The sequence below is a fragment of the Bacillus sp. FSL K6-2819 genome (assembly GCF_038008305.1).
GTDB classification, from domain to species: Bacteria; Bacillota; Bacilli; order Bacillales; family Bacillaceae; genus Bacillus; species Bacillus amyloliquefaciens.
In genome coordinates this window covers 463,677-488,516 of sequence record NZ_JBBOYV010000001.1, presented here as the reverse complement: position 1 = coordinate 488,516, position 24,840 = coordinate 463,677, and the positions used below count along the sequence as shown (strand labels likewise).

Annotated in this window: 28 protein-coding genes and 7 tRNA genes; 6 read left to right on the top strand and 29 right to left on the bottom strand. The window is 44.3% G+C overall.

The features are described 5' to 3' along the window. The first annotated feature begins 91 nt into the window (after nucleotides 1-91). Nucleotides 92-595 carry an RrF2 family transcriptional regulator gene (locus MHH91_RS02555; RefSeq protein ID WP_013351106.1) on the top strand — a complete coding sequence of 168 codons (504 nt, stop codon included), beginning with the start codon at nucleotides 92-94 and terminating at the stop codon, nucleotides 593-595. Nucleotides 596-715: 120 nt separating this feature from the next. Here MHH91_RS02555 and MHH91_RS02550 read toward each other — a convergent pair whose 3' ends face one another. Beyond that, nucleotides 716-1,153 (bottom strand): hypothetical protein, encoded by a 438-nt coding sequence (locus tag MHH91_RS02550; RefSeq protein ID WP_014471463.1) that lies wholly within the window; start codon nucleotides 1,151-1,153, stop codon nucleotides 716-718. Nucleotides 1,154-2,195: 1,042 nt separating this feature from the next. On the opposite strand from MHH91_RS02550, the gene MHH91_RS02545 reads away from it, so the two are divergent. Next, the gene (locus tag MHH91_RS02545; RefSeq protein WP_014469792.1) at nucleotides 2,196-2,696 is read left to right on the top strand and encodes a DUF4367 domain-containing protein; all 501 of its coding nucleotides are present in this window, start codon (nucleotides 2,196-2,198) and stop codon (nucleotides 2,694-2,696) included. A 296-nt stretch (nucleotides 2,697-2,992) separates the two neighbouring features. Here the strand turns inward: MHH91_RS02545 and MHH91_RS02540 are convergent, their stop codons facing one another. Continuing rightward, on the bottom strand, nucleotides 2,993-3,430 hold the full coding sequence (locus tag MHH91_RS02540; RefSeq protein WP_014469791.1) for a MarR family winged helix-turn-helix transcriptional regulator: 438 nt from the start codon (nucleotides 3,428-3,430) through the stop codon (nucleotides 2,993-2,995). Between the two features lie 264 nt (nucleotides 3,431-3,694). On the opposite strand from MHH91_RS02540, the gene MHH91_RS02535 reads away from it, so the two are divergent. Together MHH91_RS02535 and MHH91_RS02530 are read left to right on the top strand one after the other, a co-directional pair. Then, on the top strand, nucleotides 3,695-4,114 hold the full coding sequence (locus MHH91_RS02535; protein ID WP_014471462.1) for an organic hydroperoxide resistance protein: 420 nt from the start codon (nucleotides 3,695-3,697) through the stop codon (nucleotides 4,112-4,114). A gap of 90 nt (nucleotides 4,115-4,204) precedes the next feature. Then, nucleotides 4,205-5,152, top strand: coding sequence for an alpha/beta hydrolase (locus MHH91_RS02530; RefSeq protein ID WP_014469789.1), 948 nt, complete (start codon nucleotides 4,205-4,207; stop codon nucleotides 5,150-5,152). A 227-nt stretch (nucleotides 5,153-5,379) separates the two neighbouring features. Here MHH91_RS02530 and MHH91_RS02525 read toward each other — a convergent pair. The 8 genes from MHH91_RS02525 to MHH91_RS02490 form a co-directional block, all read right to left on the bottom strand. Further along, nucleotides 5,380-5,463 (bottom strand) — tRNA-Leu (locus tag MHH91_RS02525). A gap of 69 nt (nucleotides 5,464-5,532) precedes the next feature. After that, nucleotides 5,533-5,614, bottom strand: a tRNA-Leu gene (locus MHH91_RS02520). Nucleotides 5,615-5,622: 8 nt separating this feature from the next. Next, a tRNA-Lys gene (locus tag MHH91_RS02515) sits at nucleotides 5,623-5,698 on the bottom strand. Between the two features lie 33 nt (nucleotides 5,699-5,731). After that, nucleotides 5,732-5,806 (bottom strand) — tRNA-Gln (locus MHH91_RS02510). A gap of 11 nt (nucleotides 5,807-5,817) precedes the next feature. Further along, nucleotides 5,818-5,892, bottom strand: a tRNA-Glu gene (locus MHH91_RS02505). 19 nt (nucleotides 5,893-5,911) lie between these two features. Then, nucleotides 5,912-6,002, bottom strand: a tRNA-Ser gene (locus MHH91_RS02500). Nucleotides 6,003-6,006: 4 nt separating this feature from the next. Further along, nucleotides 6,007-6,081 (bottom strand) — tRNA-Asn (locus MHH91_RS02495). Between the two features lie 135 nt (nucleotides 6,082-6,216). Beyond that, nucleotides 6,217-6,666 carry a SprT family protein gene (locus MHH91_RS02490; protein ID WP_013351104.1) on the bottom strand — a complete coding sequence of 150 codons (450 nt, stop codon included), beginning with the start codon at nucleotides 6,664-6,666 and terminating at the stop codon, nucleotides 6,217-6,219. Between the two features lie 99 nt (nucleotides 6,667-6,765). On the opposite strand from MHH91_RS02490, the gene cmpA reads away from it, so the two are divergent. Continuing rightward, nucleotides 6,766-6,879: a cortex morphogenetic protein CmpA gene (gene cmpA, locus MHH91_RS02485; protein WP_003156164.1), complete on the top strand. Its 114-nt coding sequence runs from the start codon at nucleotides 6,766-6,768 to the stop codon at nucleotides 6,877-6,879. Nucleotides 6,880-6,888: 9 nt separating this feature from the next. On the opposite strand, the gene MHH91_RS02480 is transcribed toward cmpA, so the two are convergent. The 14 genes from MHH91_RS02480 to acpS all read right to left on the bottom strand — a co-directional run bounded on the left by MHH91_RS02480 (nucleotide 6,889) and on the right by acpS (nucleotide 17,663). Further along, complete coding sequence (locus MHH91_RS02480) at nucleotides 6,889-9,048, bottom strand: Tex family protein (protein ID WP_014469788.1); 2,160 nt, start codon at nucleotides 9,046-9,048, stop codon at nucleotides 6,889-6,891. Between the two features lie 72 nt (nucleotides 9,049-9,120). Beyond that, on the bottom strand, nucleotides 9,121-9,723 hold the full coding sequence (locus MHH91_RS02475) for a PP2C family serine/threonine-protein phosphatase (protein ID WP_014469787.1): 603 nt from the start codon (nucleotides 9,721-9,723) through the stop codon (nucleotides 9,121-9,123). Beyond that, nucleotides 9,723-10,511, bottom strand: a complete 789-nt coding sequence (gene sigB, locus MHH91_RS02470) for an RNA polymerase sigma factor SigB (protein ID WP_013351101.1) — start codon at nucleotides 10,509-10,511, stop codon at nucleotides 9,723-9,725. The genes MHH91_RS02475 and sigB overlap by 1 nt, the downstream gene beginning before the upstream one ends. After that, on the bottom strand, nucleotides 10,477-10,959 hold the full coding sequence (gene rsbW, locus MHH91_RS02465; RefSeq protein ID WP_013351100.1) for an anti-sigma B factor RsbW: 483 nt from the start codon (nucleotides 10,957-10,959) through the stop codon (nucleotides 10,477-10,479). Before rsbW ends, sigB begins: the two co-directional genes overlap by 35 nt. Beyond that, nucleotides 10,956-11,285, bottom strand: coding sequence for an anti-sigma factor antagonist (locus MHH91_RS02460; protein WP_014469786.1), 330 nt, complete (start codon nucleotides 11,283-11,285; stop codon nucleotides 10,956-10,958). The genes rsbW and MHH91_RS02460 overlap by 4 nt, the downstream gene beginning before the upstream one ends. A 63-nt stretch (nucleotides 11,286-11,348) precedes the next feature. Further along, on the bottom strand, nucleotides 11,349-12,356 hold the full coding sequence (locus tag MHH91_RS02455; RefSeq protein WP_013351098.1) for a PP2C family protein-serine/threonine phosphatase: 1,008 nt from the start codon (nucleotides 12,354-12,356) through the stop codon (nucleotides 11,349-11,351). Between the two features lie 11 nt (nucleotides 12,357-12,367). Then, nucleotides 12,368-12,769, bottom strand: a complete 402-nt coding sequence (locus tag MHH91_RS02450; RefSeq protein WP_013351097.1) for an anti-sigma regulatory factor — start codon at nucleotides 12,767-12,769, stop codon at nucleotides 12,368-12,370. 2 nt (nucleotides 12,770-12,771) lie between these two features. Then, nucleotides 12,772-13,137, bottom strand: a complete 366-nt coding sequence (gene rsbS, locus MHH91_RS02445; protein ID WP_003156180.1) for an RsbT antagonist protein RsbS — start codon at nucleotides 13,135-13,137, stop codon at nucleotides 12,772-12,774. Nucleotides 13,138-13,141: 4 nt separating this feature from the next. Next, nucleotides 13,142-13,963 (bottom strand): STAS domain-containing protein, encoded by an 822-nt coding sequence (locus MHH91_RS02440; RefSeq protein ID WP_013351096.1) that lies wholly within the window; start codon nucleotides 13,961-13,963, stop codon nucleotides 13,142-13,144. A 120-nt stretch (nucleotides 13,964-14,083) separates the two neighbouring features. Further along, entirely contained in the window at nucleotides 14,084-14,434 is a 351-nt protein-coding gene (gene ndoA, locus MHH91_RS02435; protein ID WP_003156187.1) for a type II toxin-antitoxin system endoribonuclease NdoA, read from the bottom strand. A gap of 5 nt (nucleotides 14,435-14,439) precedes the next feature. Continuing rightward, nucleotides 14,440-14,721: a type II toxin-antitoxin system antitoxin EndoAI gene (gene endB / locus MHH91_RS02430; protein WP_003156188.1), complete on the bottom strand. Its 282-nt coding sequence runs from the start codon at nucleotides 14,719-14,721 to the stop codon at nucleotides 14,440-14,442. Nucleotides 14,722-14,839: 118 nt separating this feature from the next. Further along, on the bottom strand, nucleotides 14,840-16,009 hold the full coding sequence (alr, locus tag MHH91_RS02425) for an alanine racemase (RefSeq protein WP_013351095.1): 1,170 nt from the start codon (nucleotides 16,007-16,009) through the stop codon (nucleotides 14,840-14,842). A 116-nt stretch (nucleotides 16,010-16,125) separates the two neighbouring features. Then, on the bottom strand, nucleotides 16,126-17,133 hold the full coding sequence (locus tag MHH91_RS02420) for a LolA family protein (protein WP_013351094.1): 1,008 nt from the start codon (nucleotides 17,131-17,133) through the stop codon (nucleotides 16,126-16,128). 164 nt (nucleotides 17,134-17,297) lie between these two features. Further along, nucleotides 17,298-17,663 (bottom strand): holo-ACP synthase, encoded by a 366-nt coding sequence (gene acpS / locus MHH91_RS02415; RefSeq protein WP_013351093.1) that lies wholly within the window; start codon nucleotides 17,661-17,663, stop codon nucleotides 17,298-17,300. A 92-nt stretch (nucleotides 17,664-17,755) separates the two neighbouring features. Here acpS and MHH91_RS02410 point away from each other — a divergent pair, with 92 nt between their 5' ends. Then, on the top strand, nucleotides 17,756-18,355 hold the full coding sequence (locus MHH91_RS02410) for a rhomboid family intramembrane serine protease (RefSeq protein ID WP_013351092.1): 600 nt from the start codon (nucleotides 17,756-17,758) through the stop codon (nucleotides 18,353-18,355). Here the strand turns inward: MHH91_RS02410 and MHH91_RS02405 are convergent. The 5 genes from MHH91_RS02405 to MHH91_RS02385 all read right to left on the bottom strand — a co-directional run bounded on the left by MHH91_RS02405 (nucleotide 18,352) and on the right by MHH91_RS02385 (nucleotide 24,752). Further along, the gene (locus MHH91_RS02405; RefSeq protein WP_013351091.1) at nucleotides 18,352-19,818 is read right to left on the bottom strand and encodes a PH domain-containing protein; all 1,467 of its coding nucleotides are present in this window, start codon (nucleotides 19,816-19,818) and stop codon (nucleotides 18,352-18,354) included. The two genes, MHH91_RS02410 and MHH91_RS02405, sit on opposite strands and share 4 nt — an antisense overlap. Continuing rightward, complete coding sequence (locus MHH91_RS02400; RefSeq protein ID WP_013351090.1) at nucleotides 19,808-20,287, bottom strand: PH domain-containing protein; 480 nt, start codon at nucleotides 20,285-20,287, stop codon at nucleotides 19,808-19,810. Before MHH91_RS02400 ends, MHH91_RS02405 begins: the two co-directional genes overlap by 11 nt. Nucleotides 20,288-20,403: 116 nt before the next feature. Beyond that, entirely contained in the window at nucleotides 20,404-21,888 is a 1,485-nt protein-coding gene (cshA, locus tag MHH91_RS02395; protein WP_014469785.1) for a degradosome RNA helicase CshA, read from the bottom strand. Nucleotides 21,889-22,218: 330 nt separating this feature from the next. After that, nucleotides 22,219-23,589 (bottom strand): UDP-N-acetylmuramoyl-tripeptide--D-alanyl-D-alanine ligase, encoded by a 1,371-nt coding sequence (locus MHH91_RS02390; RefSeq protein WP_014469783.1) that lies wholly within the window; start codon nucleotides 23,587-23,589, stop codon nucleotides 22,219-22,221. Nucleotides 23,590-23,666: 77 nt separating this feature from the next. After that, nucleotides 23,667-24,752 carry a D-alanine--D-alanine ligase gene (locus MHH91_RS02385; protein ID WP_013351087.1) on the bottom strand — a complete coding sequence of 362 codons (1,086 nt, stop codon included), beginning with the start codon at nucleotides 24,750-24,752 and terminating at the stop codon, nucleotides 23,667-23,669. Nucleotides 24,753-24,840 lie beyond the last annotated feature (88 nt).

The window sequence follows — 24,840 nt, the reverse complement described above, 5'->3', positions numbered from 1 at the left end:
ATCTAAAGAAGGGTTTTATGATTGACTATCACCAAAAATACTCCTAAGATACAATGTGGTTACCCACAAAAACAAAAGCAGGTGAGTTTCTATGCAGTATAGTGCTGGGGTTGAATATGCTTTACATTGCCTGGTTTATTTAATAGATGTTCCCTCCAAGAAAAGTGTCGGGATTCGGGACCTTGCAGAGTTCCAAGGACTTTCAGAATCATTTCTTTCAAAAGTTTTCGGTAAATTATCTAAAGCTGGTATTGTAAATTCTGTCCCAGGTGTAAAGGGAGGATATAGGTTAGCAAAATCCCCGGAAGATATTTCATTTTGGGATGTAATAGAGGCTGTTGAAGGACCAAAACCCATTTTTCAATGTAAAAATATTGTAAGCAATGGCCTGCTTTATCGAGACAAATGCAACTCCTGTGAATCCAGCAATTCTTCTTGTACAATTAACTTGGTAATGCTTGAAGCAGAAGAACAGATGCGTAAGTATCTTCGTAATAAAACGCTCGCATGGTTAAACAAGGAACTGGACGTAGTATTGCCTAAAAAAACAAGGACAGATACTCGGGAATACTTCATAAAAAAAAGCTCTGACTAAATTAATTAGTTTGAGCTTTTTTTGTGCCTTTAAGACAGCCTTTAATTCACAAGTCATATTTTGTTTTTTCGTTTTTCGATGATTGAATTTGTAAAATTAATGCTGTACCTATATAAGAAATCAATCTTGAGATAAATAAATCCAATTTATATCGTCAAATTCTTTAATAACATAATCTGATCCTATACTACGTAAAATTCTATTAAAGAAAATGATATCATCTTCATCATCGTAATCATATAAATCCTCTTGAACATATTCTTTGATAATAACATTCGTTAAATTTGTATTATTAACAAATTCGGAAAAGTAGGATCTTATAAAAGTTGAATCAGCTTCATATAATTTTTCATCATTAACAATTGAAATCTTAAAAACATTTAAAATCGCATTAATATCTTCTTCGTCCATATAACATAGTGGTTCTAATTTTTTGTCTTCTTCTGTAAATGGCTTTCGAGTATCTTCAATTATTACGTAAGATAAAATGTTACCATCTTTCAGCACACGAAAAATTTCTAAATCACGTAGTTTTAAAGCTCTATTAAGTGATAGCATAATTTCCCCCTACTCAAATACTAACTTTTACGTTCTGTTACACCTACTAAGGCTGCTATTGTTATCACATATGTAGGCTATCATAATATATCAGTCCAACTATATTTAGAAACTTTTTTCGAGGAATAATTGAGTGAAGCATCATTATAAAAAGCAAACTGAATATATTTCCCACCATCATATACACGAATTAAGGTTTTATCTCTTTTGGCATCAACAGGTCCCTTCCTCTTTCACTTAAAGAGGTCTTATACTTCTTTATTACGTTATGAATCACCTCATGCATTCAGCAGAAGGATGAATGGAGATACCGGGAAGTACCCATTAGATTACAGACTTACAGTACAGAAACGCTTCACTTCAAGTTAATGGACACATTTGGTCACAATCATAAACACAAAAAAATACCAAATGTTTAAAACCCTTGGCATCATTGAGATGCGGCCGAGAGGACTTGAACCTCCACGGTTTATTCACCCACTAGGCCCTCAACCTAAGTAAAAACATATCATCGTTTACAAAAGCCTTTATTTAAAGCATCAGTTTATTTAATTCACACTGAATTTTATCATTTAACATTAATTCTGGGCAGAAATTGGGCAGCTCTATGCACTTATTCGATCCATCTTTTATTCGAAACTCCTTTCAAATATTATCTGCATACACTACGACTTTTCATCTGAATCCCTAAGCAAAGCTGCTGCACAATACAAAATTGTAACAATATTTAAATTAATTGTATTATGGCAGATCGAACATTTTTTGATAAAGTTAAAATGTAAAAAGGAACTTTATATCTAAAATTAAGGTTTAAGTTATATTGGTTTCAAACCAAAGCACATTCCTGCACATACAAAAAAATGAGTAGATACTATGTCTATTCATTCTTTATTTGTTGATCGCTAAAGGCAAAAGATATTTTTTTATTGATACCTTCACTAATCCAAATTATGCAAAAAAAAATTTAAATTTTACGTATTTCACATATCAAAATAGGGATACTGTCCTTAAGTTGCTTATTAACAGAAAAGGAGCAATTAAAATGAAATATTCTCTGATTGGAATATCACTTTCACTTGTTTTTCTTTTAAATCCTTGGTCAAATCTCAAAGTTACTGCAACTTCAGACTTCGCTGTAGAAAATTTTTCAAGAAAAGATTTATCTTATTTAAAAGAACATGCAGATTTTCATGTTTTAGTACCTAAAGACACTTCTTCAAATTGGAAATTAACCATAAAAAATTATCTAAATCAAGACAAAAAAATAAGCATGACAAGACTTAATTATGAAGACCATGCTTACAGAAACTATGTGATGGTCGAAATTGCACAAAGCAAATTTAAAAATCAACCGTTACGTTATTCAGATGGAAAAAACGTTAAAAACGTTACTATTAATGGACAGAAAGGTATATTTGAAAGATGGGCTGATGGAACAAAAGGCGGCATTTTAAGATGGGTACAAAACGGAACCTATGTAGAAATGGATAGCTCTAACTTAAAGGATACTGAAATGGTTCAGTTAGCACAATCAATGAAATAAAAAAAGCCCATCTTTGGGCTTTTTATGTTTGCACTTGACCATCCACCGTGACATAATACCAACCTTGCATATCATTATTGTTATTTGACATCCAGGAAACGTGAGAGCTTACGCCTATAAGTAAGTGGGCAGTAACAGATAAATTTCTATAAACAAAAAAATACCAAGGGCGTCAAAACCCTTGGTATCATTGATGCGGCCGAGAGGACTTGAACCTCCACGGGTTATTCACCCGCAGGGCCCTTAAACTAAGCACTTTAGACTTCATAATAGCAAAACCATCTATATTCATAAAACTATTGCTCAGTTGTCAGCATGTTAAGTAAATTACGAATTTCCTTGTTATAACTTTTAATTTCTTCTTCATTACAACCGGTTTTATCAAATACTGCATTAGGAATCAATGTGACTTTTTCTTTAAACTCGTTCCCTTCAGTTGTTAACGTAATAATTACACTTCGCTCATCCTCTTTTGAACGCTCTCTTATAATAAGACCTCGCTCCTCAAGTCGTTTTAAAACTGGAGTTAATGTTCCGGAGTCCAGATATAATTCTTCGCCTAAACCTTTAACAGATATTTTTTCCTTCTCCCATAAAACAAGAAGAACCAAATACTGTGGATAAGTAATTCCTAATTCTTTTAAGAGAGGATGGTATAACTTTATCATTTCACGGGAAGCTGCGTAAATCGCAAAACATAGATGATTACTTAACAGTAATTTATCATTCTTCATGTTATATCCCTCACAATATTTATATTCATTATTACACATAATAGCACAAGAATTACATTAAGTAAAATTGAATGACTAACAATTTAATTAATCATAATTTATACAAAATCACAAAAAATCTATCACCAATAATATGATCTCCTATCAAGGATTTTAATCGCGAATTTATATTGTGAACAATTCAATTTTTAAAAATTTAATTGACAACCTTAATTTAATTGTTTAAAATTCAATTGTGTTAAATTTAATTTATAGGAGTGTTTGATGATGACAGTATATTTTACAGCAGAAGCTACAACAAAAGGTGGAAGAGAAGGTCATGTAAAATCTAATGATCTTATTATTGATTTGGATTTAGCTATGCCAAAACCAAATCAAGTATCCACTGCTACAAATCCAGAACAATTATTTGCGGCAGGCTATTCAGCTTGTTATGACAGTGCTCTTCATTTAGCAGCCCAAAGACAACGATTAAAAATCGAATCAGCTGTTACTGGTAAAGTAAGTTTATTAAAAGATGAAAGTGATAATGGTTATAAAATCGGAGTTGTTTTGGAGGTGGAAATTCAAGGGGTATCTCAAGAGCAAGCAGAAGAATTAACACATGCAGCTCATCAGGTATGTCCATATTCTAAAGCTACTCGCGGAAATATTGATGTACAAATCATTACAACAGCAATGTAAGACGAAAGATGCCAAGATCAATAGGTAATAGAATAAAAAAATTTGATTAAAACATATAGGTGACCAACCTTCAAATAAGGAGAGAGATCTATGTTGAAAAAAGTACAATTAGAAAAAGCAGCTCAAGAATTTGCAGAAGCAACCGCGAACCCACCTTATCTATTCGACCTTGGACCTGAGAAAGGACGAGAAGCTGTAGATGAGGTTCAATCTGACCCAATTGATAAACTGCCAGTTGATATTGAAGATATTATGATTTCAGGAGGACCGAGCGGACAGGTGTCAGTAAGAATAATGCGCCCACAGAATGCGCCTGCGCACCTTCCTGTCATTGTGTACATTCATGGGGCCGGCTGGGTATTTGGTAATGAGCATACACATGATCGGCTCATCCGTGAACTAGCAGTTGGAGCACAAGCTGCTATTGTCTTTCCAAATTACACCTTATCTCCAGAAGCAAAATATCCCACAGCCATTGAAGAAATCTATGCAGTAGTGAAGTGGGCAGCTGAAAATGGCCGTGAGAACGGCATGAATCCAGAGAGTCTAACAATTGCAGGTGATAGTGTTGGAGGCAATATGACTGCTGCTGTCACGCTAATGGCCAAAGCACGAGGTGACTTGAATATCCGACAACAATTACTTTTCTATCCGGTAACAGACGCTTCTTTCGATACGGAATCCTATCACCAGTTTGCTACAGGATACTTTTTACGCAAGGACGCGATGATGTGGTTTTGGGATCAGTACACAACCAATTCGAACGAGCGTGCTGAGATTACAGCATCACCTCTGCGTGCAACTACTGAGCAACTTCAAGGGCTTCCACCTGCATTGATTATCACAGCTGAAGCTGATGTACTTCGTGACGAGGGAGAAGCATATGCCAATAAACTTCGTGAAGCTGGTGTTCCGGTCACTGCCGTACGTTTCCAAGGTATCATTCACGACTTCGTGATGCTCAACGCCTTAGCTAAAACTGAAGCCGCGCGCGGAGCAATTGATCTTGCCACAACCTGGCTGCGTAAAGGGTTTTAATGAATCTATTGTTTCGTCACATAGAGACTGCTGCAAATAAATAAAAAACAAACAGATCCACTCAAATAATTGAGTGGATCGTATATTGATTCAATACCTTATCGCAAATATATTCACGTGGGAATAACGGAACTTACTTTAGGTAAGTGCCAGTTTACGGGCAGCAGATCATTTAAAAATAAGCACAAAAAAATACCAAGGATCTCTATAATCCTTGGTATCATTGATGCGGCCGAGAGGACTTGAACCTCCACGGGTTATTCACCCACTAGGCCCTCAACCTAGCGCGTCTGCCATTCCGCCACGACCGCGTGCTATGAAGCTGTCTTTCCACTAAGCATGTAAGCTAGTGAATCATGATCAGCACTTTGAAAATAAAGTGCGGGTGAAGGGACTCGAACCCCCACGTCGTAAGACACTAGATCCTAAGTCTAGCGCGTCTGCCAATTCCGCCACACCCGCGTGACAAGTGGTGAGCCATGAAGGACTCGAACCTTCGACCCTCTGATTAAAAGTCAGATGCTCTACCAACTGAGCTAATGGCTCGCTCTAAAAGTGATTAAAAATTTTAAAATAAAATGGCTGGGCTAGCTGGATTCGAACCAACGCATGACGGAGTCAAAGTCCGTTGCCTTACCGCTTGGCTATAGCCCAACGAAGGTAAATGGTGACCCGTACGGGATTCGAACCCGTGTTACCGCCGTGAAAGGGCGGTGTCTTAACCGCTTGACCAACGGGCCGTCTGGTTGAGAACTTATCTGGCGGAGAAGGAGGGATTTGAACCCTCGCGCCGCTTACGCGACCTACACCCTTAGCAGGGGCGCCTCTTCAGCCACTTGAGTACTTCTCCATAATGGCTCCACAGGCAGGATTCGAACCTGCGACCGATCGGTTAACAGCCGATAGCTCTACCACTGAGCTACTGTGGAATGATCAGACTTTCTTCATTATAAATGATGCGACATATTGTGTCAAGAAGCAACATTTATTTTTTTGAGAAAGTATCGCTGTCTCTCAACGACTTTTATAATTTAACATAGATCACCGAAATGAGTCAAGCCTTTTTAAAAAATTCTTTTGATTTTTCCTCTGCACTTTCCGCAGGCATATCTTTCCGGATTCATTGCCCGTTTCTTTATATACTGTTGGCCGCAAGCCGTGCATCTATACATATATGTTTTCTTTTCTGTCTTTTTTGTTTGCAGCGGCGTGCAGAATCTCGGCGCGCCGACTTTCTGAAGCAGCTCTCTGAAGTCTTTGTCTCTGTGCTTGTACCCTTTTCCTTCAAGATGAAGGTGATAATGGCACAGCTCGTGTTTAATGATGCCTTCGAGCTCACTCTGGCCGTGTTCGAGCAGATATTTGCGGTTTAATTCGATGTTATGGGAAGACAGCATGTACCGGCCTCCTGTCGTTTTCAGCCGGTCATTGAAAAAGGCCCGGTGGCGGAACGGCTTTCCGAAATCTTGTGCAGAGATGTCTTCCGTCAGCTTTTGAAGTTGTTCGTTATCCATAAGTGCACCCCGCTTTAAAAACATTGAACGGGACAATTCACCGTTCGCATACAATGTGTTAAAACCGCCCTCTAACTAAAAGCTGAGGAGGAATGAGCCATGCCGAATTGGCTGATGAAACAAATGCAAAAAGCGTTTTTAGAAAAGGACAATTACCAAATCAAACTGCTGAACCAGTGCTGGTACTTCTACAGAAAAAAACACTGCTCGTAAGCAGTGCTTTTATTTTACCATAGACAGCGACACTCTGCCTTTTTGCACGTCCACCCCTTCGACCCATACGGTGACGATGTCTCCGACCGATACGACGTCAAGAGGATGTTTGACGAATTGATTGCTCAGTTTTGAGATGTGCACAAGCCCGTCTTGCTTGACGCCGATATCGACGAAAGCGCCGAAGTCTACGACGTTGCGGACGGTGCCCTGCAATTCCATTCCTTCCTTTAAATCCTCAAGCTGCAGAACGTCTTTTTTCAGCAAAGGTTTCGGCACTTCGTCACGAGGATCGCGCTCCGGCCTTGTCAGCTGCCCGCAAATATCCGCAAGCGTAATGTCCCCTATTCCTAGCTCTTCTGCCGTTTCAGACAGCGGAAGTGCGCTGATTTTCTCTTTTACGTCTGCGCTTCCGATCTGATCTGCTGTGAGATGAAGTTTTTTGAGCAGCGCCTTTGTCTCTTTATAGCTTTCCGGGTGTATCCCGGTGCGGTCGAGCGGTTCCTGTCCTTCGGGCACTCTCAAAAAGCCGATGCATTGTTCATATGTTTTTGCACCGAGGCGCGGGATTTCTTTCAGCTCTTTGCGATTTGTGAATTTGCCGAGTTCTTCCCTTTTTTTGACGATGTTGCCGGCAACGGTTTTGGATAACCCGGCTACATATTGAAGCAGCGCTGCTGATGCTGTATTGACATTTACCCCGACTTGGTTGACGACGGTCTCTACGACAAAACGGAGAGATTCGTTTAAGTGCTTTTGGCTGACATCATGCTGGTATTGCCCGACGCCGACGGATTTAGGATCAATTTTCACAAGTTCGGCCAGCGGGTCCTGCAATCTCCGCGCGATGGAGACGGCGCTCCGCTCTTCGACCTGAAAATCCGGAAATTCCTCACGGGCGATTTCTGACGCAGAGTACACGCTTGCCCCTGCCTCATTGACGATAACATAATAGATGTCCCGCTCTGTTTCTTTTAACACATCAACGATGAATTGCTCTGTCTCTCTTGATGCCGTGCCGTTTCCGATCGCCACGACCTCGACTTCGTAACGGTTCAGCAATTGTTTGATTTTTTTCTGGGCTTCGGCTGTCTTTTTGACGGGAGCGTGCGGATAAATAACGTCGATTTTCAGCACTTTTCCCGTCTCGTCAACGACTGCCAGTTTGCATCCCGTACGGAAAGCCGGATCGACGCCGAGCACGACTTTCCCCTTCATCGGCGGCTGCAGCAGGAGCTTACGCAGGTTTTCAGCGAAAATATGGATCGCCTGCGCGTCTGCTTTTTCTGACAGCTCTTTGCGGATGTCACGCTCAATAGCCGGCTGGATCAGGCGTTTGTACCCGTCCTCAATGGCTTCTTTCAGCGTTTCTTTCACAGGCGTTTCACGATGTTTGATGATTTGCTTTTCTAAATAAGCTTTCAACTGATCGGCGGGCGGTTCGATCGCAATCTTTAAAATGCCTTCTTTTTCACCGCGGTTCATCGCAAGCACTCTGTGAGGAACGACTTTTTGGATCGGCTCTTCGTATTCATAATACATTTCATAGACGTTTTTCTCGTCATCTGCGGCTGACTTGCCTGCCGTGGATGTGAGAATTCCTTTTTTATACGTTTCCTGGCGGATCCACTTTCTAAAATGAGGATCATCCGAGATTTGTTCGGCTATGATGTGCTTCGCGCCTTCAATGGCTTCTTCTCTTGTAGCGACTTCTTTCTCTTCACTGATATATTGATCAGCGATTTCATGGAGCCGGTTTTCTTTCGGGAGAGAAAGAATATAGTCCGCAAGCGGCTCAAGCCCTTTGCTTTTGGCGACGGTCGCTTTTGTTTTCCGTTTTTGTTTGAAGGGACGGTATAAATCCTCGACTTCCTGAAGTTTGGCCGCTTGTTCGATTTTTTGTTTCAGTCCGTCCGTCAGCTTGTCCTGTTCGGCGATCAATCTGATGACTTCTTCTTTCCGCTGCGTCAGGTTTTGTATGTATTGCCACCGCTCGGAGATTGCCTGAATCTGCACCTCGTCCATTGAGCCTGTCTGTTCTTTTCGGTACCGCGCAATAAACGGAACGGTATTGCCGTCTTCAAGCAGGCGGATGACACTTTCGACATTTTTTTGGGATAAAGCTGTTTCTTCAGCAATTTGTTTTTTCAAAAGGGCTAACGTTTCCATATCACAAAAGCCTCCATCTCTTCATTCTTTCTCTAGTGTATCAAAAAACGGCGGAACATAAAAAAAGCAGCCTTACGATAAAAGCTGCCCGAGAATATAGGTCAAATCATCACGTCTGGATGTTGTGTACGGATGAAGTGATTTTGATATATCTTCTATTGAGTGTCCCTGCTTTAAGCAGGTGCGGATATGCGGAACCTCCAGCCCATCTGTATAGATGATGAATGTTGCCCCTTTTTCATATGATGAGGTATACGTTTTGTACTTCTGCGGTTTGCCTGAAAGGTAGCCCGAAATCGGCAGCGGATGAAAGACTTCGCCTGATGGGGAATGCAGAAAGAAACGGACGTTCCCGATCGAACAGTATGTCAGTTCCCTTTTGGTGAAATTGAATTTTAAGATGGAGGCAGTCGCCCCTCTTTTGTTTCTCATCGCTTGATTGCAGCGCTCAATGATGCTTTCCACATCCTCATCTGCATACGTCTTTACGATGTCTTTAATGGCTGACGAAGATTCGTTGGCAAGAGATCCGCTGCCGAGACCGTCCGCTACCGCGCAGACTAATTCCTCTTCATTCGCCTTTATAAAAAAGCTGTCGCCGCATATGGACTTGCCTTCTTTATTTAATTGGTATACAAGAGTTTGCACATGTTCATTTTCTTCAACCTGAATCATTACATTAGCTCCATGGAGGGATCTCCAATCAAGGCCTCTCTCAGTTTTTTCACCGCTTTCCGCTGCAGGCGCGAGACGTGCATTTGAGATATTCCGAGAATGTCCCCTGTTTCTTTTTGGCTTTTATTTTGCACAAAAGTTAGATCGATAATTTGTTTTTCGCGGTCGGACAGCACATGAAGCACGCTTTTGATCATCATCTGCTGGTTGACGCGTTCGTATCCTTCCTCCTGCGAACCGACGATATCAAGAATCGTGACGGTGCTTCCGTCCGCATCCGCTTCGATGCTGTGATCGACAGACAGCGCCTGATAGCTTTTTCCCATCTCCATCGTTTCCAGCACTTCCTCTTCTGATACATCGAGAAAGGCCGCGATTTCTTCGACTTTCGGCGACCGCTGTGTCTCTGTCGTCAGCTGATCCACCGCCATTTTTATGCGGGGGCCGAGTTCTTTAATCCGTCTCGGAACATGTACGCTCCATGTTTTATCTCTGAGGAAGCGTTTGATCTCACCAATGATGGTCGGGATTGCAAATGCTTCAAAGGATTTGCCGACCTCGGGATCATACCGTTTAATGGCACCGAGAAGCCCGATCATCCCGACCTGGCGGAGATCTTCGTGAAAGCTTTTTCCTTTTGAATATTTCTTTGCCAGCATTTCGACGAGATTGGTATACACCTCGACAAGTGTTTCCTGGGCTTCTTTATTATCATGTATTTGAAAGTCGAGTATGAGCCGATCAACTTCATCTTTAGTTAGTTTCGTAGTTTTTGATGGTTGTGCCATGATCAACTCGCTCCCCATTTAAATACTTTGTCATCGCAACGGTTACGCCAGAGTTGCTTTGAACTTTGACTTCATCCATGAGCGTTTCCATTAAATATAGACCGAGCCCTCCTTCTGACAATTGATCGACTGTGTGCGAAGGTGTGTACGGCCCGAGATCCTGCTGCTTTTGATCAAAATCAAAGCTGTCTCCCTGATCGGCGACAATGACCTCCAGCCGATCCTCAAACACACCGAACCGCACGGATACTTCTCCCTTATTCTCATCTTTGTATGCATGCTGGACAGCGTTTGTACAAGCTTCACTGACAGCGATTTTCAAATCTACAATGTCATCATAGGTATAGCCCATTCTGCTGGCCACACCTGATAACGTAAGCCTGACGATTCCTACATATTCCGGTTCGGCCGGAATTTTCATCTCTATATAATCAACTGATGTACTCATTGCACGCCACCTTCTGACTTTGCCGAAATATCGATGATGTCCTTAAGCCCCGTAATTTCAAACAGACGGACGAGCCTTTCGGAAAGATTCTCAAGCTTCAAAGAACCGCCTTCCTTGCTCACCGTTTTAAACACGCCTACAAAAATGCCTAAACCCGTACTGTCCATATAGTTCACATCTTTTAAGCAGATTCTCATGTTTTTCCCCTCGTTAGCCAGGGGCATCAGCTTTTCACGAACCACCGGAGCTGAGTATACATCAATTTCTCCGGCGATATTGATTTGTATATCTGAAAGATTTTCCTTCATATCTACTGTTAAATTCATCGTATCACCTCTGAAAGTTATCCTTACTCGTGCTAATGGCTTTTTACCCGTGCTGCCGTTTTTCTAAACCTTTCTTTTCAGAACAATTAACGTAAAATCGTCATGAAGCTGAAAATCCTGGAGTCTCAGCAGGCTGTCGTAAATATTTTTGACCATATCCTGCGCGGAGCAGTCCATATGTTCTTCCAGCATGCGCTGAATGTCGCCGCGCTCCAGGAAACCGTTTTCGGTACGGCATTCGGTGACGCCGTCAGAAAAAAGAACGATCATGTCTCCTTCGTCCAGGTGCTGTTCATATTGGCTGTAATCAAAATCCTGAGAAATTCCGAGCACCAATCCTTTTGCCTCCAGGTCATTAAACTTTTTTTCTTTTTCAGAGTAGTAGAAGCCCGGTTCATGCCCCGCAGAAGCATAGGTAAATTGGTGGCTTTTCATATTGTAGTTTGCGTAAAACATGGTGATAAACATGCTTGAATCCACGTTCTGTTCTACAACGCGGTTAAGATTTTTCAGCACTTGGGAGGGGTGAATGCCGATCTCCGGAAGAGAGTCCATGGCATACTTAATCATCGACATGCACAATGCGGCGGGTATTCCTTTTCCAATGACATCGGCTATCGCGATGTTAATCGATTCCTTGTCTTTGACAAAGTGATAATAGTCCCCGCTCATCTGTTTGGCGGGAACGCTGATCGCCCCGATATCCAGCTCTTCTTCCTCAGGAATTTTTGTGCCGAGCAGCGTCTGCTGAACATTTGCGGCAATTTCAATTTCTGAACGAATCTCCTGCTGGATATCTCTCAGACTTTGGTGCTCCTGATAAGCCATCCCGTAACCAATCATGACTTCTATTAAAAAATCCAGCGAATGAAAAACATCTTCCGGCAGATCCGGATAAAGTTCTTTTACTACTTTCCGGTGGATGCTGATAATTTCCTCCGGGGGAACTTGATGTTCAATCGTTTTTCGGCTGAATTTTTGTGCTTGATATAAAGATGTTTCTGTTAATTCGGCTATATAACGGCTAAGCAGCTGATGGTACCGCTGCTCTATAACCTCCCTGAAATCCACGTTCTAACCTCCTACCGAAGCCATTTCACGGCTTGAATCTCTGTTCCTTCCTCCGCAACAGATTGCAGGCTGAATTCGTCCATCAGCCTTTTCACGCCCGGAAGGCCCGCTCCCAATCCGCCTGACGTTGAAAAGCCGTCTTCCATCACTTTACGGATGTCCGCGATTCCGGGTCCTTTGTCTTCTGCTATGATTTTAAGGCCTTTTTTTCCTCTGTCGTTTACTTGTTCTATGCTGACCTGGCCTTTGCCGGCATATAAGTAGATATTTCTGGCCAATTCTGAGATAGCCGTCGTGATTCTGGCCTGATCCACCGTGCCGAAGCCTAATTCCTTCGCAACGTTGCGGCCAAGCTGTCTGGCGGCTACGATATCCCATTCTGTCATGATTTTCACACAGGATTGGTCGTTCATCGCTATTCCCCCAATTCCCGCTTCAATGTCTCAAGCCCCTGCTCTAAGTCGAGCGCCGTTTCGATTTCCTCAAGTGAGATTCCAAGTTCAATCAATGTGACCGCTACAGCTGGCTGAATTCCTGTCAATACGACCTTTGCGCCCATCAATTTTGACATGGTAATGACATCGCCAAGCACTTTCGCAATAAATGAATCGATCATGTCGACGGATGTCAGGTCAATGACGACCCCGTTTGCGCCAGTTTCATAGATTTTGTTCAGCAGGTCTTCTTGAAAATGCAGAGCAGTCTGGTCGTCAAGCTCCCATTGGATGGATACCAATAAGCAGTTATACAGTTTCAGAATCGGGATTTTTGGATGTCTCACAATGTTATTCCCCCAATGAAACGATTTTTCGATTTGTCATTTCAAGCGCTGTTTGAATTCCTTTTTGAAGGGTATTCTTCGTAATAACCTGCGACAAATCAATTCCCAGGTTAACGATCGTCTGCGCGATTTCCGGACGGATTCCGACGAGCAGGCATTTCGCGCCGACAAGCCGCACCGCTTCTGATGCTTGGATAATGTGGTGCGCCACCATCGTATCAACGACCGGCACGCCCGTAATGTCAATTAAGACAACTTGTGAACGGTGCTTTACGACGCCGTTTAACAGATTTTCCATGATTTGTTTCGCACGCTCCGTATCAATCGTCCCGACAAGCGGCATGACGGTTACATGCTCAAATACTGGGATCAGCGGAGCCGACAGTTCCTGCAGCGCGATTTTTTGCAGAGAAACTGTTTTTTCCCAAGAGATGGAATACTGATTTAAAATTTCCGTGTTGATCGGGCTGAAAAAGCTGTCTATTTCCAAGATCAGTTCTGCTCTGTCATGATCGGCCATCTCATGGTCAACCATCGTTTCGTAAAGCAGCTTCCAAAACTCTGACAGGGTGACTGAAAGAAGCTTCAATGACAGGCCGAGCTGAACGGCGCGCAGTGCGAGCTGGCTGATCTGCTCTTCCGCAGCCTCGTCATCTTTTGTCGATAATAAAAGAATGTCTATATAGTCTTTGCAGATATTTTCGGATATGTGATACGTAAGCTGATAATCTTCCTGATTGCCTACTTCTTTTAATTTGGCTGTCCAAGTATCAAGCAGTTCATCATGCTGATCAATAATGAACTGATACACTTTCTGATTCGACATGGGTTTCGCTGACCTCCCGACACAAAACAACATATTTTGTTTGATTATCTCTTTATTATAGCGCTAATGTTTTTCGAAAACAAAAAAAGTTGCTCTATATGAGCAACTAGAAAAATATGACTAAAAATCAATGAGTGCCAAACTGATTTGCAGGGCTTCATCAACCTTATCCATCATTTCATCATCCAGATGAGTTATTTTATCCGTTAATCTTTGCTTGTCAATCGTCCGAATTTGCTCCAGCAAAATAACGGAATCTCTTTCAAAACCGTAGCGTTTTGCATCAATTTCGACGTGGGTTGGTAATTTCGCTTTCTGTATTTGGGCTGTTATGGCTGCAACAATAGCAGTTGGGCTAAAGCGATTTCCGATATCATTTTGGATCACTAAAACCGGGCGTACGCCGCCTTGCTCTGAGCCAACAACAGGAGATAAATCAGCAAAATAAACATCGCCGCGCTTTACAATCAAAATGATTATCCTCCGCTGACTAAGCGCTCAACCGTCGTTTCTGCTTCGCACTCAGCATAGTGAGCCTCAGAAGAAATATTCAAGTTGATTTTCGCCATTTCCATATACCCGCGTCTCATCAAATCACGGTTATGGCGAGTTGTCCGTTCGCTGACATACGCTCTCACTGCCTGTGATATCAGTTCGTTTCTGCTTCGTTTCTCCCGCATCGCTACACCATCCAATTCAGCTACTAAGTTTTCAGGCAAGCTGATTTTCATTTCGGTTCTTGCGCTGGATTCAGACAAAAAACATACACCTCCACCAAACTTACGGATACGACCAATTATCCATCCAGACATAATGATACCATTATTCAAACGTCAAGCAAAGCTGTTTTATAAATTCTCTTTTTCCGGATGACGGTTACTTACTTGTATTTTCTTGCAGTAAAGGATTTCTTACTTCCATTATACTCTCATTTTCCAAAAACATACGGGGAACGCGGGAACTAATCGTACAAGGGATCTCGTAATTAATCGTCTCAAGCCGCCCGGCGATTTCGTCCATCGTGATCGTTTCTTCCTTCTGGCTGCCGATCAGGGTGACTTTGGTGCCCGGCGGATAAGATTGGTCCAGTTCTACCATCAATTGGTCCATGCAGATTCTTCCAGCAATATTCATCCGTTTGCCGTCGATCAGCACGGCCGTACCGCTCAGCTTGCGGAGCCAGCCGTCTGCATAGCCGATGGGAACGGTCCCGATCCATTGATCCTTCTCTGCCGTATATGTTGCGCCGTAGCTGACGCTTTCCCCTTTGCGGATCTTTTTCACATGGGATAAAACAGAGTGCAGCGTAAAAGCCGGCTTTAATTGAAATGGAATTTCATTTTGAATGTCGGCAGAAGGACGAAGCCCGTACATACTGATGCCGAAACGAACCGCGTTAAAGAAGCCTTTTTTAAGACGAAGGCCGGCAGCGCTGTTCGCGCAATGCACCATCAATTCCTTTAACGGAAGCGGAGCAATCAATTTTTTAAAGCGCTCAAATTGGAAAAGGAAATAATCCCTGTTTTTTTCATCCGCGGTAGCAAAATGGGTAAAAACGCCTTTACAGACTAAACCCGGGTTTTGGCTGAGGATTTTTAATACGCTTTGGATTTCTTCCTCCGTTTTGACCCCGAGTCTGTTCATGCCGGTATCGACTTTCAGGTGAAACGGCACTGTTTCACTTCCGAGGTGGCGTGCAGCTTCCTGAAGCCATTCAACAGAATACCCCGTCAGTGTTACGTCATATTCGGCAGCTGCTTGTACATATTCGGGCGGCACGGCGCCAAGCACGAGAATCGGCGCTGTAATGCCACGTTTTCTCAATGAGATCGCTTCATCCAGTATGGCAACGGCAAGACAAGAGGCACCCGCTTCAAGCGCGGCTTTCCCGACTTCCAAATCTCCGTGGCCATACGCGTTCGCCTTTACAACCGCCATGAGATGGACGTTTTCGCCGATGTGTTTTTTCATATGTGTAATATTTTCTTTAATCGCAGACAGGTTGATTTCCGCCCACGTATCTCTGTAAAAGGATGCTGTGTTCACTCGATACACTTCCTAGCATTATTTTCAATCCATATTGTTATTATCATACTAAAATTATTCTGCAAAGTGAAATCAAAAAAAGAAAGAGACCGACAGCGGCGGCCTCTTTTTTGACGTTATTTTGATGACTGTCCCTGCATGCTTTTGGCGGCTGCCACCATTTCATCTTTGGTAAGATCCTTCGATGACAGGAGGTAATCGACTCCGTCATATGTCCACGTTAAAGACGTATCAGACAGCGCGGCGACCGTGAAGCCGAGATTAACCGGTTCGCCGTTCAGCGTGACGGCAGAGGCGGCTTTTGCGATTTGGGCTTTTTCTTGAATGAGCGTGAATGATTTTTCCCCGCCGTATGTCATGACGATCCGTTTGCCGTCCGCTGTTGAAATATCTTTTTCTTCAAGCTTTTTGACGCCGGCCGGCAATTGAAGCGGAGTTTTTACCGCAAATGAATCAGACGGCTTGGCGCTTGTGGCGACGTCCATCTGGGAGAGCGTCATATTTTTCTTCTCGTCAAAAGAATCTTTGTCAAACGGTTTGTTGAATTCAAAGCTTTTGAATTCGACTTTCACCATCACTTTCCGGTCTGTATCCATGACTTTGACGAGCGACGGGCTCATGTCCTTTTTGTTGAAAGTGATTTCTTGCGTCGGCAGCATTTTGTTGTGCTGATAGTTTGTTTTCGTTTCAAAAGTGTACTTTTTATCCTTGGCGGAATAGACGGCGTCTTTGTCACTTTGCACATCTTTTACAAGTGACTCGAACAAATATACTTGACTGCTGTTATTCGGCCAGTCGCTTTGGAATCTGAAGCTCTTATTTAAAGACGGCGTGAGGACAAATACTCCGTTAGCGTTCCGTAAAATGACTTGGTTTTGGTCTTTTTTCGGATTTTCCAGATAGACCCGGTACAGGGAAGGTTTTTTATGCCAGATTTCCACATTGTATACTTGCGGATCACTCCCCGTTTGAATGGTCATTTTGGCTTTCGCCTTGTACGAGGTGTATTCTTTCGCCTTCTTATCTAAACCGTTCACAATATCTTCCTGTGATTTTTGGCCGCAGGCCGAAAGAATAAGGACGGCAAGCAGTCCCGTTAAAAGCAAAACAAAGCTTTTTCTCACCTTTTTTCAACCCCTTCTTCTCAATTGATGTAAAGGGAAGAAATCGCTTGTTTGACTTTAACGGTACGCCCTGAACGGCCGGACGCGTACCATAAAAGCCTCAAACAACTTGTCTCCCTTAATGCACTATCAAATATATGAAGGGGTTTCGGCTAATATGCAGACTAGCGTGACAACCTTTCAATCACGACCTGCGCCGCAGCGTATTCTTTTGTATGGGTAATGGAGACGTGAAGTGCCGCGCCGTCCAGCTTGGCACAGGTCAGCACAGGCTTTCCCGCCGGGTCCTTCCCGATTTCAATATCCTGAAAACTGAGCTCTTTGCCGATACCTGTGCCGTATGCTTTCGAAAAGGCTTCTTTTGCCGCAAACCTTCCCGCGAGAAATTCAATTTTCCTTTTGTCTGACAGCTGTGTAAAACGGGCGTATTCAGCCTCCGTCAATATTCTTTGCGGAAACCTCGTCTGCCGGCTGAGCATGTTTTCAATTCTGTGCAGTTCAACGATGTCGATTCCGATTCCGAAAATCATGTGAATTCCTCCTAAAAGTCCGTACTAAAAAACGGTTTATGTCATAAACGTGTTACTATATATGTAACAAATCAGATGCAAAGGGGCTTGCGATGTTTATACGAACGGAAAATTTCCAGACTTTTATCAGACGTTATCCGGCCGTCAGCTGTATTTTGGCGCTGCAGGCGTTCTTGTGGCTGTTTTTCAGCCTGCCGCTTCATTCCGTCATGATGTGGTCAGATGCAGTGACCGGCTATAATTACGGCGTTGCCGAAGGAGAATGGTGGCGGCTGGTGACACCGATGTTTTTACACGCGAATTTCACCCACCTTCTGTTTAACTCCATGTCTCTCTTTTTATTCGCGCCCCCGCTTGAGCAAATGCTCGGAAAAGTCCGCTTTCTGATTGTGTACATCGCATCAGGCATCATCGGCAATATCGGCACGTATCTTGTCGAACCGCTTGATTATGTGCATGTCGGCGCATCAGGGGCGATCTTCGGACTTTTCGGCGTGTATGTGTTTCTGACTGTTTTCCGCAAGGAGCTGATCGGCCGGGACCAGTCGAAAATGATTATGACCCTGCTTGTCATTGCGGTACTGTCGACGTTTATCAATTCTAATATTAACATTATGGCGCATTTGTTCGGACTGGCAGGCGGATTTTTGCTTTCTTTTTTATGCGTGCAGCAAAAAAAGCGGCGGTATTAACCGTCCGCTTTTTCATATGAATACCATCGCCCGATGCGTTCGGCATCTTCCTCGCTGACATCCCTCAGCATGACATGCTCCATATGGTGAGCTGATTTCACCGCTGTAGCCACGGATGCGAGCCGTCTTCTTTTTTGCAGAAAGGATCGGCTGACTTCGAACATCTGCATTCTTCTTCTCAGCATAATCGTGGTCGTCTTCCCGATCAGCCTCGTGGTGATCTGCAGCCGGCCGCCGTTTAAGCACCATGACGCACTCCTAAACGAGGCATAGCCCAGCACCAGTTCGGCGGGAAGCACAAGAAGCGATGCATATCCCCACGGTTTAAACAGAATACAAAGCGGAATGATCACGAAAACCGAGAAGATTACGGAGCGGAATAAATATCGGCGCAGCGATCTCTTCGGCAAATGATGCCGATTTTCGTCCAGCACGTAATCCGGGGTGAAATCCTTGAGCATCACACCGAGCCTTGATTTGCGGATGATCGGAAACAGAATCGTCTGAGCTCCTTCTTTCTCATTCCCCGCACTGCCGGCGCTGACAATCGCAACCGTCGCGTAGCCGAATAACTGTCTGATGACATTTTCTTTAATTTTGATGGCTTGGATTTTACGGAGCGGCATCGTCACTTGATGCTTTTCAATAATTCCTCTGGTAATGACCAATTCATGTTCCTTTTTCTCTATTTTAAAGTTCGCATGCTTGATCATCATACCGGCGATGCTTAACAGCCAGGCGATGAACAAACCCACGAAAATGATCACGGCGTAAATGCTGATGCTCGCATGCTTGAGAAAAGAAAATCTGTCATAGAGCCAGTCCATCGGAAATACTTCATCAATCTGAGAAATGAGGGCGAATACCGCTGAGATGATGACACCGATTCCTCCGGATGTTGAGGCGGCCATGAGCAGCTCACCTAAAGACAGGCGGTAGACGGATTGCACATCATCCTCACGCACGGGCTCCTGCTCCGCTGCAGTTTCCCGGTGCTCTTCTTGCTCGGCTTTTTGCTGAAAAACAGCCGCTCTGATCCGTTCCGCCTCGTCCACCGTAATGGCGGATAAGACGGCCTCGGCATTTTTCCCGTCGCCGGCCGTTTCAATTTGCAGCTTCACAAGCTTAAAAAGCTGCTGAACGACGCCGGCACTCGTATTCATTGATTGAATCCGGTCAATGGAGATGTATCTTTTTTTCGTAAAAAATAAGCCTTCTTCAATCCTGAATTCTCCGTCTTCAATCCGATACGTGAACTTCCTCCACTCGATCACACTTGCCGTAATCAGCCAGATCAGCAGAACGGCGAGCGCAATGCCGCCATAAAAGCGGATGAAATGGTTGGAATTGACGATATAGACGAGAAAAAAAGGAAGAATAATGTTTTTAATGGTTTCGATAATAATATGGAATAAGTTCAAAATCACGGCCGCCGGGTGCAGACGTTTCGGTTCAGACATCATCTTCCGTCACCCTTGCCAGACGGGAAATGGAATCCCTCAGCCGGTCAGCTTCCTCCATATCAAGCGCCGGAATGGAATGAACGGTTGCCGCCGTGGAGATTTTGACTGAGGCCAGCTGGTATTTTCTGAGGAGCGGGCCTTGTGAAGTGTCTACGTGCTGCACCCTCACCATCGGCACAATGACCCGTTTGACAATAAAAATGCCGGATTGAATATCAATTTCATTTTCATGGACTTCATAACGCCATATCCTGTGCCTGATTTTCGGTATGGCATAGATGGATATCACTGACCCGATAATCCAAATGATGCCGAGGACTCCCGTGATCCAATACGGCCAATGGAAGAAATGGCTTAAAACAGCTGCTGTTATGACCGCTAGAAGACAAACGGCGGACAAGATGACTTCCTGAAGACGCCAGACTTTTAAGCCGCTTGGACTGATTCGATTTTTTGGCTGTGCTCTCAATATACCTACCTCCCATTTTTTATCATACATACAAATACGGCTGATTTGCAAAAAAGATTCACTTTCCGGCATATCGAAAAAAAGCGGACCCCATAGAAGGGTCCGCTTTCTGTGTCTTAGTATGATTTTTTCTGGCGTCTGTCACCTGAAGAACGGCGGTCGTTTGAACGTTTTTTATCGTAGGAAGAACGGTTGCTGCTTTTCCCTTTACCGCCGCGGTAGCCGCCGCCTTGGCCGTCTCTGCGCTTAGAAGTACGCTGGTTTTTATAGCGTTTGCTGACCATCGGCGCTTCATCAGTGAGGCGTACAGGCGTGCTGTCCGGCTCTTTAGTCGCCATTTTAATGGCTGCAGCCACAACTGTCACTGCATCATGATCTTCTAACAGTTCCGCAGCTGCCGTCATGTAGAAGTTCAGGTTGTTTTCGCTGATCGTCGTGCGCAGACGGTCAACCGTCACCTGCTGCTGTCCTTCTAATGCTTCGTCAAGCGTCGGCTCTTTCATGCGGTCCATTTTGCGTTTTGTCGTCTGTTCAATCGCGCGAAGCATGCTTTTCTCACGCGGTGTGATAAACGTCATCGCCATACCCGTTTTTCCTGCGCGGCCCGTTCTTCCGATACGGTGAACGTAGCTTTCAGGATCTTGAGGCACGTCAAAGTTGTACACGTGGGTAACGCCTGAGATATCAAGTCCGCGGGCAGCAACGTCAGTCGCTACAAGCACTTCGATCGCACCTTCTTTAAACTTGCGGAGCGCTACCATACGCTTCGCCTGCGTTAAGTCGCCGTGAATTCCTTCAGCCGCATATCCGCGAAGGTTCAGAGCTTCCGCTAATTCGTCAACACGGCGTTTTGTACGGCCGAATACGATCGCAAGTTCCGGAGACTGAATGTCAAGAAGACGAGTCAGCGTGTCGAATTTTTTGCGTTCTTGCACTTCCAAGTAGAACTGCTGGATGTTTGATACAGTCATTTCTTTCGCTTTTACTTTTACGTGCTCCGGCTCAGTCATGAAACGCTCTGCGATCCGTTTGATCGGCGCAGGCATTGTTGCTGAGAATAAGAGCGTTTGGTGCTCGCTCGGCACGTTTGAGAGAATAGATTCGATATCATCAATGAATCCCATGTTCAGCATTTCATCTGCCTCATCCATGACAACCGTGTTCACGTTGTTTAAACGGATCGTGCGGCGGTTGATATGGTCAAGAAGACGTCCCGGCGTACCTACGATGATATGCGGGTTTTTCTTCAATGCGCGGATTTGACGTCCGATATCCTGACCGCCGTAAATAGGCAGCACTTTCGCACGCTTATCTTGTCCGATTTTATATAACTCTTCAGATACTTGAATGGCTAATTCACGGGTTGGCGCGATTACGATTGCTTGAATATTAGGAGACTCGGGGTTCATTTTTTCAACAAGGGGTATACCGAACGCAGCTGTTTTACCTGTACCTGTTTGCGCTTGTCCGATGACATCTTTATTTAAAAGTCCGAGCGGAATCGTTTGTGCCTGAATCGGTGTTGCTTCTTCAAATCCCATACGATTGATTGATTTCATGAGATCAGAACTTAATTGGAAATCTTGAAACGTTATAGTCAAATTATTCAAACTCCTTCTGATTGCTGTTTCAGTAATGTCGTGATTTACCACTAAAAACTGCCCTTCCATGTAAAGGACAGGATCATACGTATACAAAGCCCGAATTACTTTACGTTTAATCTTACCATTACACTATGTGTTTTTCAATAAGGCGAGATGGTCAGGCGGCCGGAAGCGGCCTGACCGGATTCTTCCCGCAAATGACGCCGGCCCCCGCTCCGGGCGGGATTTTCCAGCCGTCGGTAATTCTTTTTCATACGGACAGAATTATTTCACCCTGAATTAGTTTCTTCATTTTTGCGGATTTTTATGATGCTGATCAGTATTTCTTCAGTTCTTCTCTAATAAATCTTTAACGGTTTCTTCAAGCTTCATACCTCTTGATGCTTTAAACAGAAGGAGATCGCCTGAAGCGGCATTTTCCCGGATAGCCTCAAGCAGTTCTTTTTTATCAAGATAATGGCTGACGCGGCCCTCTTCAAAATGTTTGCGTGCTCCGTCAGCAATGAATGCGCCGAGAGTGCCGTAAGTAAACACATGGTCGATTTCCGCCGGATTGATCGCGGCCCCGCATTCTTCGTGGAATGCTTTTTCTTCATCACCGAGTTCAAGCATATCACCGAGAACAAGCATTTTCTTTCGATAGCCTTTCATCGTTTCAATTAATTCGATCGCCGCTTTCATTGACGTCGGGCTCGCATTATAGGCGTCGTTTACGATTGAGATGCCGTTTTCCGTTTTGACCAGTTCCAATCTCATTCCCGTCACCTTCAGGCGGCTCAGTCCCAGAGCTGCATTTTCCGGCGTAATGCCGAAATAGATGCCGGCGGCGTATGCGCCCATGGCGTTCATCACATTATGCCGGCCGAGAACGGGAATAAAGAAAGAACGATCAATACCGTCGATAGTGAAATATGTGCCTTCTTCTGCCTGCTTTATTTCTTTCAAGCGGAGATCATTGTCCGCACCTTCGCCGTATGTCGTTGTCCGGCAAGTGTACGCCTTCTCGCGCAGCAGCGGCTCATCCCCGAAATAAAACAGCACTCCGTCTTCCCGAAGTCCGTTTATAATTTCAAGTTTCGCCTCTGCAATTCCTTCTCTTGAGCCTAAATCCTGCATGTGGGATTCGCCGATATTGGTAATGACGGCCGCTTCCGGTTCAGCAAGGCGGCTCAGAAAATCAATTTCGCCTCTCGCGCTCATTCCCATTTCTAAAACGGCAATTTCCGTATCCTCAGGCATGGCAAGCACGGTCAGCGGCAGGCCGATATGGTTGTTAAAATTGCCGGCAGTTTTGTGAACGCGGTATTGAGTGCCGAGGACAGCGTGAAGCATGTCTTTTGTTGTCGTTTTTCCGTTGCTTCCGGTCACCCCGATGACCCGTGTGCCGAGCTCTTCTAAATAAGCTTTTGCCAATTTTTGCAGCGCCTCCAGCGTATCATCGACAAGGATGACAGCACGCTCTTTCGGCGGATTTGGTTCGGAGCGGTCCCACAATACGGCGGAAACGCCTTTTTCGAAGGCTTGCGGCACAAAGGTGTGGCCGTTAAAATGCTCGCCTTTTAAAGGGATGAACAGCTGATTTTTTTCCAAAGTCCGCGTATCGGTTGCGGCGCCCTCTATCATTGTTTGTTCAAATACGGGATTTGTCAGTGTGCCTTTGACCATGTCGGCGATTCGTTTTACAGTTCGCTTTATCAAAGGTGGCACCTCGCTTTCTAAAAAATGTTGTCTGTTACGGGAAAAGACACTGCCCCTACAGGCAGTGTCAGTCTTCATTAAAATGTATGTTTAATCAGCTGTTTCTCGGCATGGCGCTCTTTTGCCAGCTCAACAAGCTGTTCAATCAGATCACTGTAATCTACGCCGGCTTCTTTCCATAGCAGCGGGAACATGCTGAATGGCGTAAAGCCCGGCATTGTGTTCACTTCGTTAATGAGCACTTGACCGTCATTGGTCAGGAAGAAATCGGCGCGGACAAGGCCTGAGCCGTCAATCGCTTTGAAGGCTTTAATCGCCATCTCGCTGATTTCCGCGTATTGTTCATCCGTCACTTGCGCGGGAATCATTAAATCCGTGTCGCCGTCTTCGTATTTCGCTTTGTAGTCGTAAAAATCGGTTTTTGGCGCGATTTCACCGACGGCGGAGCATTTCGGTTCGTCATTTCCGAGCACGCCGATTTCAATTTCTCTGCCGGCGATTCCTTCTTCGACAACAATTTTCCGGTCATACTCAAAAGCCAGTTCAAAGGCTTTTTCAAGCTCTTCGCGGTTTCGGCATTTGCTGATTCCGACACTTGAACCGAGGTTCGCCGGTTTGACAAAGCATGGATACCCCAGTTCCTCTTCAACCTGCTGTAAGCAGCTGTCCGGAGTCTGTTTCCAATCCTTTTTTAAGAAAGCGGCGTACTTCGCCTGCGGAAGCCCCGCTTGAGCGAACAAATGCTTCATGATGACTTTATCCATGCCCGCTGATGACGCAAGCACTCCGTTGCCGACATAAGGAACGTTCAGCAATTCAAGAAGGCCCTGGATCGTGCCGTCCTCACCGTTCGGTCCGTGGAGAAGCGGGAAAACGACGTCAATCGGCGCCTTTTCATCAGCCGACGCTTCAGGAAACATTTCCCGGTTCAATGCGGAAAGAGCGAAACTTTCACCATTTTGTTCCAGCTGCAGCATTTTCACGTTGGAAACCGGTTCAGTCAGAAGCGGACCTCTTTGCCATTCTCCTTTTTCCGTGATGTAAATCGGATGTATATCAAACTTATCAGTATTAAGCGCTTTTGTTACAGCAAGTGCTGTCTGAAGCGATACATTGTGTTCAGCTGACTTTCCGCCGTACACCAATCCTAGACTTGTTTTCAATGGATATTCCCCCCACAACAATTCATCTTTACTATCTTATCATTTTCCTCAGAAAATGATCTAATTATTTTTGGGCATTCTGCATATG

Bases quoted from the DNA above. Each gene is read 5' to 3' on its own strand.
- MHH91_RS02545 (WP_014469792.1), top strand. From the start codon at position 2,196: ATGAAATATTCTCTGATTGGAATATCACTTTCACTTGTTTTTCTTTTA.
- MHH91_RS02460 (WP_014469786.1), bottom strand. From the start codon at position 11,285: ATGAATTTAACAGTAGATATGAAGGAAAATCTTTCAGATATACAAATC.
- MHH91_RS02550 (WP_014471463.1), bottom strand. From the start codon at position 1,153: ATGCTATCACTTAATAGAGCTTTAAAACTACGTGATTTAGAAATTTTT.
- MHH91_RS02555 (WP_013351106.1), top strand. From the start codon at position 92: ATGCAGTATAGTGCTGGGGTTGAATATGCTTTACATTGCCTGGTTTAT.
- MHH91_RS02530 (WP_014469789.1), top strand. From the start codon at position 4,205: ATGTTGAAAAAAGTACAATTAGAAAAAGCAGCTCAAGAATTTGCAGAA.
- acpS (WP_013351093.1), bottom strand. From the start codon at position 17,663: ATGATTTTCGGAATCGGAATCGACATCGTTGAACTGCACAGAATTGAA.
- rsbW (WP_013351100.1), bottom strand. From the start codon at position 10,959: ATGAGTACATCAGTTGATTATATAGAGATGAAAATTCCGGCCGAACCG.
- MHH91_RS02480 (WP_014469788.1), bottom strand. From the start codon at position 9,048: ATGGAAACGTTAGCCCTTTTGAAAAAACAAATTGCTGAAGAAACAGCT.
- MHH91_RS02535 (WP_014471462.1), top strand. From the start codon at position 3,695: ATGATGACAGTATATTTTACAGCAGAAGCTACAACAAAAGGTGGAAGA.
- MHH91_RS02475 (WP_014469787.1), bottom strand. From the start codon at position 9,723: ATGATTCAGGTTGAAGAAAATGAACATGTGCAAACTCTTGTATACCAA.
- MHH91_RS02410 (WP_013351092.1), top strand. From the start codon at position 17,756: ATGTTTATACGAACGGAAAATTTCCAGACTTTTATCAGACGTTATCCG.
- MHH91_RS02490 (WP_013351104.1), bottom strand. From the start codon at position 6,666: ATGGATAACGAACAACTTCAAAAGCTGACGGAAGACATCTCTGCACAA.
- MHH91_RS02450 (WP_013351097.1), bottom strand. From the start codon at position 12,769: ATGAACGACCAATCCTGTGTGAAAATCATGACAGAATGGGATATCGTA.
- cmpA (WP_003156164.1), top strand. From the start codon at position 6,766: ATGCCGAATTGGCTGATGAAACAAATGCAAAAAGCGTTTTTAGAAAAG.
- MHH91_RS02440 (WP_013351096.1), bottom strand. From the start codon at position 13,963: ATGTCGAATCAGAAAGTGTATCAGTTCATTATTGATCAGCATGATGAA.
- sigB (WP_013351101.1), bottom strand. From the start codon at position 10,511: ATGGCACAACCATCAAAAACTACGAAACTAACTAAAGATGAAGTTGAT.
- MHH91_RS02540 (WP_014469791.1), bottom strand. From the start codon at position 3,430: ATGAAGAATGATAAATTACTGTTAAGTAATCATCTATGTTTTGCGATT.
- MHH91_RS02405 (WP_013351091.1), bottom strand. From the start codon at position 19,818: ATGATGTCTGAACCGAAACGTCTGCACCCGGCGGCCGTGATTTTGAAC.